Below are 13,271 nucleotides of genomic sequence, written 5' to 3'. Positions count from 1 at the left end.
ACAGTTTTTCGTCAAAAATGACTATCACCAGAGGATGACCCGGTGAACCGTTTTGTAATTGCTGACTCGACGGTCTGTATTGGCTGTCGAACCTGTGAGGCGGCGTGCTCGGAAACGCATCGCCTGCATGGGCTGCAGTCCATGCCGCGCCTGCACGTCATGCGTAATGAAAAAGAGTCTGCCCCGCAGCTCTGCCATCACTGTGAAGACGCCCCCTGCGCGGGTGTCTGCCCTGTGAATGCCATCACTCGCGTTGATGGCGCTGTCCAGCTGAACGAAAGCCTGTGCGTAAGCTGCAAGCTGTGCGGCATTGCCTGCCCGTTCGGCGCGATTGAATTTTCCGGCAGCCGTCCGCTGCACATTCCGGCGAACGCCAACTCGCCAAAAGCCCCGCCTGCGCCACCGGCTCCGGCACGCGTAAGCACGCTGCTGGACTGGGTGCCCGGCATCCGTGCCGTTGCGGTGAAATGCGACCTGTGCAGCTTCGATGAGCAGGGCCCGGCCTGCGTGCGCACCTGCCCGACTAAGGCATTGATTCTGGTTAACATTCGCGACATTGCCCGTACCAGCAAGCGTAAACGCGAGCTGACCATCAACAGTGATTTTGGCGACCTTTCTCTGCTACAGGCGCTTAACGAGGGGGCGAAATGAACGCGGCGATGATGATTACCAGCGCGGTAGCCTGTTTTGCTGCCGCCGCTGTTCTGGCGCTTATCTTCTCATTCCATAAAACCCTCAGCGGCGCGATCGCCGGGATCGGCGGGGCGGTAGCTAGCCTGATGACGCTGGCAGCAGGCGGCGTTGTCCTGCTCGGCGGCCAGTCCGCAGAAACCGTGATGCCGCTGATTCGCCACACCGTTGAGATCACGCCTCTGAACGCCATCTGGCTGGTGACGTTTGGCCTGTGCGGGGTGTTTATCAGCCTGTTCAATATCGACTGGCACCGCCATCCGCACGCCAGGGCTAACGGCCTGCTGGTTAACCTGCTGATGGCGACGGCGGTCTGCACCGTTATCTCCAGCAACCTCGGCGCGCTGGTGGTGATGGCGGAAATCATGGCGCTTTGCGGCGTGTTCCTGACGGGCTGCAGCGCCTCCGGCAAGCTGTGGTTTGCGCTGGGACGCCTCGGAACGCTGCTGCTTGCGCTGGCCTGCTGGCTGGTGTGGCAACGCTTTGGCACGCTGGACTTCGCTGCGCTCAACGGCCATCCGCTGGGGAATGACGTCTGGCTGCTGGGCGTTATCGGCTTTGGCCTGCTCGCTGGCATCATCCCGCTGCACGGCTGGGTGCCGCAGGCGCATGCGAATGCCTCCGCGCCCGCCGCCGCGCTGTTTTCTGTGGTGGTGATGAAAGTGGGGCTGTTCGGGATTCTGGCGATTACGCTGACCGGCGGGCAACCGCCGCTGTGGTGGGGCGTCGTGCTGCTGATTGCGGGCATGATCACCGCGTTCGTCGGCGGCCTGTACGCGCTGATGGAGCACAACATCCAGCGCCTGCTGGCGTACCACACGCTGGAAAACATCGGCATCATCCTGCTCGGTATTGGCGCGGGCGTGACCGGGCTGGCGCTTAACCATCCGGCGCTGATCGCCGCCGGTTTTATCGGCGGTCTTTATCACCTCGTCAACCACAGCCTGTTTAAAAGCACCCTGTTCCTCGGGGCGGGCAGCGTCTGGTTCCGCACCGGTCATCGGGATATCGAAAAGCTGGGCGGGATTGGCAAAAAGATGCCGGTGATTTCACTGGCGATGCTGGTCGGGCTGATGGCGATGGCCGCGCTGCCGCCGCTGAACGGCTTTGCCGGGGAGTGGGTGATCTACCAGTCCTTCTTCGCGCTCGGTCAGAGCGATCTCTTTATCGCGCGTCTGCTCGGCCCGCTGCTGGCGGTCGGGCTGGCGATTACCGGGGCGCTGGCGGTGATGTGCATGGCGAAAGTCTACGGCGTGACCTTCCTCGGCGCGCCGCGCACCCGCGAAGCTGAAAACGCCTGCTGCGCACCGTTGTTGATGGGCGTGAGCGTAGTCGCGCTGGCGCTGTGCTGCATCGCGGGCGGCGTCGCCGCGCCGTGGCTGCTGCCGCTGCTGGGCAACGCCATTCCGCTGCCGCTGACCGTGGCGAATACCACCGTCTCTCAGCCCATGATCGCTCTGCTGCTGATTGGCGCACCGCTGCTGCCGCTCGTTCTGATGCTGTTCTTCAAACGCGACAGGCTCACCTCCCGCGCGCGCGGGGCAGCGTGGGCCTGCGGCTACGAACACGAACAGTCGATGGTCATCACCGCCCACGGTTTCGCCATGCCGGTGAAGGAGAACTTCGCCGCCGTGCTGAAACTGCGCCACTGGCTGAACCCGGTGGGCTGGGTACCCGGCTGGCAGAGTACCGCCGCGCCCGCGCTGTTCCGCCGTCTGGCGGTCATCGAGCTGGCGGTGCTGGTGGTCATTGTCATTTCACGAGGAGCCTGACATGAGTCTGTTACTGGCAATTTTTCAGGCGCTGGTGCTGTTCGCCGCTGCGCCGCTGCTGTCGGGCATCACGCGCGTGGCGCGCGCCCGGATGCACAATCGTCGCGGGCCTGGGGTGCTTCAGGAGTACCGCGATCTCTTCAAGCTGCTCTCTCGTCAGAGCGTGGCACCCGACGCTGCAGGCTGGGTCTTCCGCCTGACGCCGTTTGTGATGGTGGGCGTCATGCTGACCATCGCCACCGCACTGCCGGTGGTCACGGTGGGATCGCCGCTGCCGGCGCTCGGCGATCTGATCACGCTGATTTACCTCTTTGCCATCGCCCGCTTCTTCTTTGCGATTGCGGGCCTGGACACCGGGAGCCCGTTTACCGGCATCGGTGCCAGCCGCGAGGCGATGCTCGGCGTGCTGGTGGAGCCGATCCTGCTGCTCGGGCTGTGGGTCGCCGCGCAGGTGGCGGGCTCTACTCATATCAGCTTTATCACCCACACCGTTTATCACTGGCCGGTGGCACGCTCGATCCCGCTGGTGCTGGCGCTTTGCGCCTGCGCGTTCGCCACCTTTATTGAGATGGGCAAACTGCCGTTCGATCTGGCGGAAGCCGAGCAGGAGCTGCAGGAAGGGCCGCTTACCGAATACAGCGGCTACGGCTTCGCGGTGCTGAAGTGGGGCATCAGCCTCAAACAGCTGGTGGTGCTGCAGATGTTTGTCGGCGTCTTCTTCCCGTGGGGACAAATGACGCACTTCTCCGCGGGCGGTCTGGTGCTGGCCGTTGTGATTGCCGCCCTCAAGCTGCTGGTCGGCGTGCTGGTGATCGCCCTGTTTGAAAACAGCATGGCACGCCTGCGTTTTGTTGAAACGTCACGCATCACCTGGGCCGGTTTTGGTTTTGCATTTTTAGCGTTCGTCTCCTTGCTGGTGGCGTGATTAAAGAGAGTGTTTATGTCTGAAGAAAAGAAAGGTCAGCAGTATCTCGCCGCGTTGCATCAGGCTTTCCCCGGCGTGGTGCTGGAGGAGTCCTGGCAAACCAAAGACCAGGTAACCGTCACCATTAAGGTGAACTACCTGCCTGAAGTGGTGGAGTTTCTCTATTACCAGCAGGGCGGCTGGCTGTCGGTACTGTTCGGCAACGACGAGCGCCAGCTGTGCGGCAACTACGCGGTGTACTACGTGATGTCGATGGAGCAGGGCGAAAAGTGCTGGCTCACCGTGCGCGTCGAAGTCGACCCGGCTAAGCCGGAATACCCGTCCGTCACGCCGCGTGTGCCTGCCGCCGTCTGGGGAGAGCGCGAAGTGCGCGACATGTACGGCCTGGTGCCAGTCGGCCTGCCGGACGAGCGCCGCCTGGTGCTGCCGGACGACTGGCCGGACGAACTCTATCCGCTGCGCAAAGACAGCATGGACTACCGCCAGCGCCCGGCGCCGACCACCGACAGCGAAACCTACGAGTTCATCAACGAGCTGGGCAGCAAGAAGAACAACGTGGTGCCGATCGGCCCGCTACACGTCACCTCCGACGAACCGGGCCACTTCCGCCTGTTCGTCGACGGCGAGAACATCATCGACGCCGACTACCGCCTGTTCTACGTCCACCGCGGCATGGAAAAGCTGGCGGAAACCCGCATGGGTTACAACGAAGTGACGTTCCTCTCTGACCGCGTGTGCGGTATCTGCGGCTTCGCCCACAGCACCGCCTACACCACCTCGGTGGAGAACGGCATGGGGATCGTGGTGCCGGAGCGCGCGCAGATGATCCGCGCCATTCTGCTGGAGGTGGAACGCCTGCACTCGCACCTGCTGAACCTCGGCCTGGCCTGCCACTTTGTCGGCTTTGACTCCGGGTTTATGCAGTTCTTCCGCGTGCGCGAGGCGTCGATGAAGATGGCGGAGATCCTCACCGGGGCGCGTAAAACCTACGGCCTGAACCTGATCGGCGGGATCCGCCGCGACCTGCTGAAGGACGACATGATCCAGACCCGGCAGCTGGCGCAGCAGATGCGCCGCGACGTGCAGGAGCTGGTGGACATGCTGCTCAGCACGCCAAACATCGAGCAGCGCACCGTCGGCATCGGCCGCCTTGACCCGGAAATCGCCCGCGACTTCAGCAACGTCGGTCCGATGGTGCGCGCCAGCGGCCACGCTCGCGACACGCGTGCCGACCATCCGTTCGTCGGCTACGGCCTGCTGCCGATGACCGTGCACAGCGAACAGGGCTGCGACGTCATCTCGCGCCTTAAGGTGCGCATCAACGAGGTGTTTACCGCCCTGAACATGATCGACTTCGGCCTCGATAACCTGCCTGGCGGCCCGCTGATGGTGGAGGGATTCACCTACATCCCGAACCGCTTTGCCCTCGGCTTTGCCGAAGCGCCGCGCGGGGATGACATTCACTGGAGCATGACCGGCGACAACCAGAAGCTTTACCGCTGGCGCTGCCGCGCGGCCACCTACGCCAACTGGCCAACCCTGCGCTATATGCTGCGCGGCAACACGGTTTCCGATGCGCCGCTGATCATCGGCAGCCTCGACCCGTGCTACTCCTGCACCGACCGCATGACTGTGGTCGACGTGCGCAAGAAGAAAAGCCAGGTGGTGCCGTACAAAGAGCTTGAGCGCTACAGCATCGAGCGTAAAAACTCGCCGCTGAAATAAGGACTCGCCATGTTTACCTTTATCAAAAAAGTGATCAAAACGGGCATGCAGACCAGCCGTTATCCGCTGGAGCCGATGCCGGTGGATAAAAACTTTCGCGGCAAGCCGGAGCACAATCCGCAGCAGTGCATCGGCTGCGCGGCCTGCGTCAACGCCTGTCCGTCGAACGCCTTAACGGTCGAGACGGATCTCAAAACCGGCGAGCTGGCCTGGCAGTTTAACCTCGGGCGCTGCATCTTCTGCGGCCGCTGCGAGGAGGTCTGCCCGACGGTCGCCATTCACCTGTCGCAGGAATACGAGCTGGCGGTGTGGAAGAAAGAGGATTTTCTGCAGCAGTCGCGTTTTGACCTGTGCAACTGCCGCGTCTGCAGACGCCCGTTCGCCGTGCAGAAAGAGATCGACTATGCCATCGCGCTGCTGCAGCACAACGGCGACGCCCGCGCGGAGCATCACCGTGAAAGCTTTGAAACCTGCCCGGAGTGCAAGCGTCAGAAGTGTCTGCTGCCGTCCGACCGTATTGATATCACCCGCCATATGAGAGAGGCCAGCTGATGGAAAACCTACTGGGCCCGCGCGACGCTAACGGCATTCCGGTGCCGATGACGGTGGACGAATCCATCGCCAGCATGAAGGCGTCGCTGCTGAAAAAAATCAAACGTTCGGCCTACGTCTACCGCGTGGACTGCGGCGGCTGCAACGGCTGCGAGATTGAGATCTTCGCTACACTTTCGCCGCTGTTTGACGCCGAGCGCTTCGGCATCAAAGTGGTGCCGTCCCCGCGCCACGCGGACATCCTGCTGTTTACCGGGGCCGTCACCCGCGCCATGCGCTCGCCCGCGCTGCGCGCCTGGCAGTCCGCGCCGGACCCGAAAATCTGCATCTCCTACGGTGCCTGCGGCAACAGCGGAGGCATCTTCCACGACCTCTACTGCGTCTGGGGCGGCACCGACAAAATCGTGCCGGTGGACGTCTACATTCCGGGCTGCCCGCCGACGCCCGCCGCGACGCTGTACGGCTTTGCCATGGCGCTCGGCCTGCTGGAGCAAAAAATCCACGCGCGCGAGCCGGGCGAGCTGGACAACGAGCCTGCCGCCATTCTGCACCCGGACATGGTGCAGCCGCTGCGGGTGAAGGTCGACCGCACGGCGCGGAAACTGGCGGGTTATCGCTATGGCCGACAGATTGCCGACGATTATCTGCGCCTGTTGAGCCAGGGCGAGCATCATGTGGCGCGCTGGCTGGAGGCGGAAAACGATCCGCGTCTCAATGAGATCGTGGCGAACCTGAACAGCATCGTGGATGAGGCGCGTATCCGATGAGTGAAACGGTGGTGTTCAGCCAGTTGAGCCGTAAGTTTATTGATGAGAACGATGCCACGCCGGATGCGGCGCAGCAGGTGGTCTATTACAGCCTGGCGATTGGGCACCACCTCGGGGTGATCGACTGCCTGGAGGCGGCGCTGAGCTGCCCGTGGCCCGAGTACCTGGCGTGGATCGCCACGCTGGAGGAAGGCAGCACGGCGCGTCGCAAGATGGAGGGCGTGCCGAAGTACGGCGAGATCGTCATCGACGCCAACCACATTGCGATGCTCGCCAACGCCTTTGACGCGGCGCTGAGCAGGCAAACCCCCGAGCAGCAGGCGTGGAGCAAAACGCTGCTTAGCATGCTGTACGATATTCATCAGGAGAGCGCCATCTACCTGATGGTGAGGAGATTACGTGACTGACGTTTTACTGTGTGTCGGCAACAGCATGATGGGCGACGACGGCGCGGGCCCGCTGCTGGCAGAGATGTGCGCCGCGAACCCGCAGGGCAGCTGGGTGGTTATCGACGGCGGCAGCGCGCCGGAAAACGACGTGGTCGCCATTCGCGAACTGCGCCCGGAGAGGCTATTAATCGTCGATGCCACCGATATGGGGCTCAACCCCGGCGAGATCCGCCTGATTGACCCGGACGACATTGCCGAGATGTTTATGATGACGACGCACAATATGCCGCTGAACTACCTGGTCGATCAGATTAAAGATGACGTGGGCGAGGTGCTGTTTTTGGGGATTCAGCCGGACATTGTCGGGTTTTACTACCCGATGACACCGCCGGTGAAAGAGGCGGTGGAGAGCGTTTATTCAAGGCTGGATGGGTGGGCTGGGGATGGGGGATTTTCCCGGCTCTGATGCGTTTGGGCTAGCCCCCATGTTAGTTAGCTATTAAAACTGTTATAGCTCAAGATCATCTTATTAAAAGATTCGAGCATTTTTTGATACGTGCCGTCTACTGCTTCAGGGGAATCCTGGAGCAGACCTTCCTCTTCTTCAGTGTAAGGAACATTATCTTTAACACGATGTACGCGGCTTTTGGCATTGATGACGTACTCTTGTGCGTCACGAATAAAAGCAGGTACTAATTCAACACGCGCCTCTCCGCCTTTTAAACCGTCTTGCTCATTTTCCTGCAGTTTTCGAACGATCGCTTCAAGAGTGGTTATCTGGAGGGCGGCCTGGTCAGTATCAAAGGTATCATTCTCAGCCATACGATTAAGTTTTTTATTATTAACGATCATGAGTAATGCATAATAATTGAACGATTTCCCTTCTTTTGTTTCAATATCTTTTAGTTGCACGAGTTGCCGCTGGGTATTTATTTCTCGCAGGCTGGCACTGTATTCAGTTGATTGTTTTTCAAATTCATCGAAGACGAGTACGAATTTTTTATGTAAACTTTTCCCCTTTTTGAAGTGATCGCTTTTGTAGCTATTGTTTTGATAGTAATCATTCATTTCATTTATCAATGGAATGATCTGTTTTACCGAAGCAATGTATTTTCCCGCTACAGTATCCATCGCTTTAATGCCGGGCAGCATTTTCTGGGCTCTGGCGACATCAGCCTCACACATCGATATGTCGTAGTCGATGGGATAAGTTCCATTTATCTCCACTTCTTTCCCCGTAGGGCCATTAATATAATCGCTCAGCCAGCTAACATAACGATCGGTGCTTTCGTAAATTGTATTATCTATCTCATTGAAACAGTTAGCATAGATATCTATCTTTTCATCATTAATTTTCTGACTTTGAGGCACCTCGGGACGTTGCTGAACTGGCGTGCTGGCGATATTGTTGGCTGGTGGAGTGTTCTTATTAACGGTTTTCTCATCACAACCCATTAAATTTAACGCAATTAACGAAAGAGCAAATGCAGAATAGAATGGTGCCTTTTTCATAAATACAATAGTCCATTAATGATAAAATAACTTTCTATCATTGTGTTTATGGTATAACAATCGTCTTTTACTAAAAGATAAATTAAGCGGCCGATCTCAGTAATATATCGGCCACAATAAGCGTTAGTGTAAAACTATTCTAAATCTGCCCCGTTACTCGCAATCACCTTTTTATACCACCAGAACGATTTCTTGCGCTTGCGGTCCAGCGTGCCGTTCCCGGCGTCATCGCGGTCAACGTACACAAACCCGTAGCGCTTGCTCATCTCGCCGGTCGAGGCTGACACCAGATCGATGCAGCCCCAGGTGGTATAGCCCATCAGTGGCACCCCGTCCTCAATCGCGTCGCCCATCGCGCGGATGTGCTCGCGCAGGTAGCTGATGCGGTAGTCGTCGTTGATCTCGCCGTTGGCATCGATCTCGTCCTTCGCCCCGAGGCCGTTCTCCACCAGAAACAGCGGCTTCTGATAGCGGTCGTACATCATGTTCATGGTGATGCGCAGGCCGAGCGGGTCGATGCCCCAGCCCCATTCGCTCACCTGAATGTGCGGGTTGCGCAGGGACTTCACGATGTTTGCCGCGCTGGTGTTCCCCGCGTTCATGTCCGCCGACGCGCAGCGCGAGGCGTAATAGCTGAACGAGACAAAGTCGACGGTGTTTTTCAGAAGTAGATCGTCGCCAGGATCTTTCACAATCACCACGCCTTTCTCGCGGAATACGCGGCCAGAGTAGGCCGGGTAGCTGCCGCGCGCCTGCACGTCGATAAAGAACAGGTTCTCGCGGTCTTTCTCCAGCGCCATCCATACGTCTTCCGGCTTGCAAGAGTACGGGTAGAAATTGCCGCCCGCCAGCATGCAGCCGACCTGGTTTTCCGGGTTCACCTCGTGGGCAATTTTGGTCGCCAGCGCGCTCGCCACCAGCTCGTGGTGCGCGGCCTGGTATTTCACCTGGTCTTCGTTTTCACCTTCCTCAAACACCAGCCCCGCGCCGGAGAACGGGCTGTGCAGCATGATGTTGATTTCGTTGAAGGTCAGCCAGTATTTCACCAGCCCGTTAAACTCCTCAAAGCAGGTACGGGCGTAGCGGGCGAAGAAATCGACCATTTTGCGGTTGCGCCACGAGCCGTACTCCGTCACCAGGTGCATCGGCACGTCGAAGTGGCAAAGCGTGACCAGCGGCTCGATGTTATACTTTTTGCACTCCTCGAACACCGCGCGGTAGAAGGCAATGCCCTCTTTGTTCGGCAGCGGTTCGTCGCCGTTCGGGTAGAGGCGGCTCCAGGCAATCGAGGTGCGGAACACCGTAAAGCCCATCTCCGCCATCAGGGCAATGTCCTCTTTATAGCGATGGTAAAAATCAATCGCCTCGTGGCTCGGGTAGAACTCGTCGTCACGCAGCGTAAAACGCTTTTCCTTACCGACCTTCACCGCCAGGCGATTCGCGCCGTGGGGGATCATATCGACCGTCGTAAGTCCTTTTCCGCCCTCACGGTAAGCACCTTCACTCTGGTTGGCGGCAAGCGCGCCACCCCATAAAAATCCTTGTGGAAAAACAGACATTCTTACCTCGCTTTCAATTTATGCTTTTGCTGTGTTGCTCTGTACCGGTGCGGTCTGCAGGGCGCGCGCTTTTTCGGCCTCGTCTTCGACCGGGATATCCTCAAAGCCGAGTATCAGAGTCAGAACAAACGACAGCACCACTGCCAGCCCCATCACACCGAACACCCAGACGATGGTCATCGGGTTGGCCGGGTCGAAGAACTGCACGCTGGTAAACAGCCCCGGTGCCGCCATGGAGTGGCTGGCAAGACCGGCCATGCCGGCCACCGCCCCGCAGATGAAGCCGCTGATCAGGCTCGCAATCAGCGGACGTTTTAGCCGCACCGCCACGCCGTACAGCGCCGGTTCAGAAATCCCCGCCATGATAGCGGAGGCCGCTGCCGCCAGCGCCGTCTGGCGCAGCTCCGGGTTTTTGGTTTTCCACGCCACCGCCAGCGATGAGCCGCCGAGCGACAGGTTGGCGCCGATTTCGGACGGCATCACCATCCCTTCCTTGCCCGTTTCGGCAATGGTCTGAATGATGGTCGGCGTAAAGACGCGGTGCATCCCGGTCATCACCAGCAGCGGCCACAGCGCGCCCATAATGGCGACGGAGAGCCAGCCCAGATAGCCGTGAATGGTGTAGACCAGCGCGGAGATGGCGCTACCGATCCAGATGCCCAGCGGCCCAATCAGCACGATGGCAAGCGGGGCGGCAATCAGAACGATCAGCATCGGCTTGAGGAAGTTTTTCGTCACCGCCGGCGTAATGCGATCCACCCAGCGTTCGATGTATGACAGGCACCAGGTCATGACCAGCGCGGGGATGACGGTATAGGTGTATTTCACCGCCGTCACCGGAATAAAGGCGAACTCAACATGCTCGCCCTGCGCGGCTTTCGCCATCAGCTCGATAAAGCTCGGGTGCACCAGCACCCCCGCGATGGCGATTGCCAGCGACATGTTGGTTTTGAACTTCACCGCCGCCGAGGCTGCCACCATTAGCGGCAGGAAGAAGAACGCGCCGTCGCCGATGACGGTCAAAATGGTGAGCGTCGGTGCGCCTTTGGGCAGCACGCCGGTCATCTCAAGGATCATCGCCAGCAGCTTGACCATCGAGCCGCCGATGATCGCCGGGATCAGCGGAGACATGGTGCCGATCAGCGCGTCGAGGATCCCGGCACCAATGCGGCGTAAGGTCATCTTCTGTGGGCCTACCGGCTCTACGGGCTGTAGGTCCGTGGGCAGCAGGCTCACTACTTCGCGGTACGCCTGTGAAACGGTATTACCAATAATCACCTGGCACTGGTTGTCGTTGCGCACCACGCCGAGCACGCCGCTGATGCTTTTCAGGCGCGCAGCGTCGGCAAGGCTTTCGTCTTTCAGAACGAAACGCAGACGCGTCATGCAGTGGGTGACGGCGACAATGTTCTCTTTACCGCCCAGCGCGCTGACAACGTCGGTCGCCAGCGCGGCATAATTTTTGGCCATCGGATGTGATCCTGTTATCGTTGTGAGAAATGTAGGAAACCGGTTCCACATAATCATCATGAGTTTCTTTGAATGAAACAAGATCGCTTTTTGACCATTTTTTCGTTTCGTGATGCAGATCGCAATGGGGTAGCGAAAGCGTGATTTCACCGCTGCGACAATTTTTTTGCAGTGCAGTACACTGCGCTTCATCAGATTCAGACGGAATAACAACATGACCACGATGCTTGAAGTGGCGAAGCGGGCAGGCGTTTCGAAAGCCACGGTGTCCCGGGTGCTGTCGGGAAATGGCTACGTCAGCCAGGAGACCAAAGACCGGGTGTTTCAGGCCATTGAAGAGAGCGGCTATCGCCCGAATTTGCTGGCGCGAAACCTGGCGACCAAACGTACCCAGACGCTGGGGCTGGTGGTGACCAATACCCTTTATCACGGCGTCTACTTTAGCGAACTGCTGTTTCACGCTGCGCGCATGACGGAAGAGAAAGGGCGACAGCTGATCCTCGCGGACGGCAAGCACAGCGCGGATGAAGAGCGCGAGGCGATCCAGTACCTGCTCGATATGCGCTGCGACGCGGTGATCATCTATCCGCGCTTCCTGAGCGTGGAAGAGATGGATGAGATCGTCGAGAAGTGCGAGCAGCCCATTATGGTGCTCAACCGTCGCCTGCGGAAAAACAGCAGCCACAGCGTGTGGTCCGATCATAAAGCCTCCAGCCAGGAGGCGGTGTCACAGCTGATTGCGAAAGGGCACCGGGAGATCGCGTTTATTACCGGCTCGCTGGATTCCCCCACCGGGGTTGAGCGTCTCTCCGGCTACAGGGACGCACTGGCGCAGCACGGTATTCCGCTGCGCGAGGGGCTGATTGCGAAGGGGAAGTGGAACCCGGCCAGCGGCGCGGCGGCGGTTTCCGAGCTGCTTGCTCGCGGTGAACGCTTTACGGCGCTGGTGGCGAGTAATGACGACATGGCAATCGGCGCGATGAAGCAGCTGCACGACAGCGGCGTGGCCGCACCGGATACGGTGTCGGTGATCGGTTTTGACGACGTGGCCATCGCGCCTTACATCGTGCCGTCGCTTTCCAGCGTGCGTATTCCGGTGACGGAGATGATCAAAGAAACCATCAGCCGCCTAATCTTCATGCTCGACGGCGGTGAGTTTAAATATCAGCAAACTTTTTCCGGCGAGCTTATCCTGCGCGACTCGGTTATTGACGGCCCGCACCGCTGATGTCGACAGCTGTCATCGTCATAAGTGACGATGACAGCGCCGTTGTGATTTTTAAATTCATATAAAATCAATAGCTTAATTATTGGCACGGTTTATGAATATCTCCGGGCATAACTGTAATGCTGGAGAAGCAGATGAACCGTTTTATTATGGCCGATGCCAGTAAGTGTATTGGTTGCCGTACTTGTGAAGTGGCGTGCGTGGTTTCCCATCAGGCGGAGCAGGACTGCGCGTCGCTTACCCCTGACACGTTTTTGCCGCGCATCCACGTCATCAAAGGCGTGAATATTTCTACCGCCGCCATCTGTCGCCAGTGCGAAGACGCACCCTGCGCGAACGTCTGCCCGAACGGGGCGATTAAACGTGAGAAAGGCTTTGTGCATGTGATGCAGGAGCGCTGCATTGGCTGCAAAACCTGCGTGGTCGCCTGCCCGTACGGCGCGATGGAGGTGGTTGTCCGTCCGGTGGTACGCAACAGCGGTATGGGGCTGAGCGTACGTGCGGACAAAGCCGAAGCCAACAAATGTGACCTGTGCTACCACCGCGACGCCGGCCCGGCCTGCATGGAAGCCTGCCCGACGCATGCGCTGGTCTGCGTGGATCGCGAAAAGCTTGAGCAGATGAGCGCCGAAAAGCGCCGCCGTGCGGCGTTCGACACGTCGTCATCGCTGCTGTTCTGAAC

At 59.1% G+C, this 13,271-nt stretch carries 13 protein-coding genes; 10 read left to right on the top strand and 3 right to left on the bottom strand.

All coding sequences use genetic code 11. The features are described from left to right. Positions 1-42: 42 nt before the first annotated feature. From V1566_RS21315 to hycI, 8 genes are read left to right on the top strand one after another with little or no spacing between them, the layout of a single operon-like run. Positions 43-651, top strand: coding sequence for a 4Fe-4S dicluster domain-containing protein (locus tag V1566_RS21315; protein WP_023308971.1), 609 nt, complete (start codon positions 43-45; stop codon positions 649-651). Beyond that, positions 648-2,462, top strand: a complete 1,815-nt coding sequence (gene hycC / locus V1566_RS21310) for a formate hydrogenlyase subunit 3 (protein WP_395304555.1) — start codon at positions 648-650, stop codon at positions 2,460-2,462. Before V1566_RS21315 ends, hycC begins: the two co-directional genes overlap by 4 nt. Position 2,463: 1 nt before the next feature. Beyond that, on the top strand, positions 2,464-3,387 hold the full coding sequence (locus V1566_RS21305; RefSeq protein ID WP_395304554.1) for a respiratory chain complex I subunit 1 family protein: 924 nt from the start codon (positions 2,464-2,466) through the stop codon (positions 3,385-3,387). Positions 3,388-3,402: 15 nt separating this feature from the next. After that, positions 3,403-5,112: a formate hydrogenlyase subunit HycE gene (gene hycE, locus V1566_RS21300; protein ID WP_047173494.1), complete on the top strand. Its 1,710-nt coding sequence runs from the start codon at positions 3,403-3,405 to the stop codon at positions 5,110-5,112. Positions 5,113-5,121: 9 nt separating this feature from the next. After that, entirely contained in the window at positions 5,122-5,664 is a 543-nt protein-coding gene (locus V1566_RS21295) for a formate hydrogenlyase complex iron-sulfur subunit (RefSeq protein ID WP_395304553.1), read from the top strand. After that, a complete protein-coding gene (locus tag V1566_RS21290) occupies positions 5,664-6,431 on the top strand; it encodes an NADH-quinone oxidoreductase subunit B family protein (RefSeq protein ID WP_395304552.1) in 768 nt (255 codons plus the stop codon). The genes V1566_RS21295 and V1566_RS21290 overlap by 1 nt, the downstream gene beginning before the upstream one ends. Next, positions 6,428-6,838, top strand: a complete 411-nt coding sequence (locus V1566_RS21285; protein ID WP_395304551.1) for a formate hydrogenlyase maturation HycH family protein — start codon at positions 6,428-6,430, stop codon at positions 6,836-6,838. The genes V1566_RS21290 and V1566_RS21285 overlap by 4 nt, the downstream gene beginning before the upstream one ends. After that, positions 6,831-7,286: a hydrogenase maturation peptidase HycI gene (gene hycI, locus V1566_RS21280; protein WP_395304550.1), complete on the top strand. Its 456-nt coding sequence runs from the start codon at positions 6,831-6,833 to the stop codon at positions 7,284-7,286. Before V1566_RS21285 ends, hycI begins: the two co-directional genes overlap by 8 nt. A 26-nt stretch (positions 7,287-7,312) precedes the next feature. Here the strand turns inward: hycI and V1566_RS21275 are convergent, their stop codons facing one another. The 3 genes from V1566_RS21275 to ascF all read right to left on the bottom strand — a co-directional run bounded on the left by V1566_RS21275 (position 7,313) and on the right by ascF (position 11,361). Then, on the bottom strand, positions 7,313-8,332 hold the full coding sequence (locus V1566_RS21275; protein WP_395304549.1) for a YiiG family protein: 1,020 nt from the start codon (positions 8,330-8,332) through the stop codon (positions 7,313-7,315). 134 nt (positions 8,333-8,466) lie between these two features. Further along, complete coding sequence (locus V1566_RS21270) at positions 8,467-9,891, bottom strand: 6-phospho-beta-glucosidase (protein ID WP_395304548.1); 1,425 nt, start codon at positions 9,889-9,891, stop codon at positions 8,467-8,469. An 18-nt stretch (positions 9,892-9,909) separates the two neighbouring features. Next, positions 9,910-11,361, bottom strand: a complete 1,452-nt coding sequence (ascF, locus tag V1566_RS21265) for a PTS cellobiose/arbutin/salicin transporter subunit IIBC (RefSeq protein WP_395304547.1) — start codon at positions 11,359-11,361, stop codon at positions 9,910-9,912. Positions 11,362-11,575: 214 nt separating this feature from the next. Between ascF and V1566_RS21260 the strand changes: the two genes are divergently transcribed. Both V1566_RS21260 and hydN read left to right on the top strand, forming a co-directional pair. Beyond that, on the top strand, positions 11,576-12,589 hold the full coding sequence (locus V1566_RS21260) for a LacI family DNA-binding transcriptional regulator (protein ID WP_395304546.1): 1,014 nt from the start codon (positions 11,576-11,578) through the stop codon (positions 12,587-12,589). Between the two features lie 134 nt (positions 12,590-12,723). After that, a complete protein-coding gene (hydN, locus tag V1566_RS21255; RefSeq protein WP_395304545.1) occupies positions 12,724-13,269 on the top strand; it encodes an electron transport protein HydN in 546 nt (181 codons plus the stop codon). Positions 13,270-13,271 lie beyond the last annotated feature (2 nt).

The sequence above is a fragment of the Enterobacter sp. ECC-019 genome (genome assembly GCF_043974075.1).
In the GTDB taxonomy this organism is placed as follows: domain Bacteria; phylum Pseudomonadota; class Gammaproteobacteria; order Enterobacterales; family Enterobacteriaceae; genus Enterobacter; species Enterobacter asburiae_D.
Note: the sequence above shows the minus strand (reverse complement) of the source record. Positions and strands in the feature narration are given on the sequence as shown.

Excerpts from the sequence above, each read along its gene's own strand:
- hycE (WP_047173494.1), top strand. The coding sequence starts at position 3,403 with ATGTCTGAAGAAAAGAAAGGTCAGCAGTATCTCGCCGCGTTGCATCAG.
- V1566_RS21295 (WP_395304553.1), top strand. The coding sequence starts at position 5,122 with ATGTTTACCTTTATCAAAAAAGTGATCAAAACGGGCATGCAGACCAGC.
- ascF (WP_395304547.1), bottom strand. The coding sequence starts at position 11,361 with ATGGCCAAAAATTATGCCGCGCTGGCGACCGACGTTGTCAGCGCGCTG.
- hydN (WP_395304545.1), top strand. The coding sequence starts at position 12,724 with ATGAACCGTTTTATTATGGCCGATGCCAGTAAGTGTATTGGTTGCCGT.
- V1566_RS21270 (WP_395304548.1), bottom strand. The coding sequence starts at position 9,891 with ATGTCTGTTTTTCCACAAGGATTTTTATGGGGTGGCGCGCTTGCCGCC.
- V1566_RS21285 (WP_395304551.1), top strand. The coding sequence starts at position 6,428 with ATGAGTGAAACGGTGGTGTTCAGCCAGTTGAGCCGTAAGTTTATTGAT.
- V1566_RS21290 (WP_395304552.1), top strand. The coding sequence starts at position 5,664 with ATGGAAAACCTACTGGGCCCGCGCGACGCTAACGGCATTCCGGTGCCG.
- V1566_RS21275 (WP_395304549.1), bottom strand. The coding sequence starts at position 8,332 with ATGAAAAAGGCACCATTCTATTCTGCATTTGCTCTTTCGTTAATTGCG.
- V1566_RS21260 (WP_395304546.1), top strand. The coding sequence starts at position 11,576 with ATGACCACGATGCTTGAAGTGGCGAAGCGGGCAGGCGTTTCGAAAGCC.
- hycC (WP_395304555.1), top strand. The coding sequence starts at position 648 with ATGAACGCGGCGATGATGATTACCAGCGCGGTAGCCTGTTTTGCTGCC.
- V1566_RS21305 (WP_395304554.1), top strand. The coding sequence starts at position 2,464 with ATGAGTCTGTTACTGGCAATTTTTCAGGCGCTGGTGCTGTTCGCCGCT.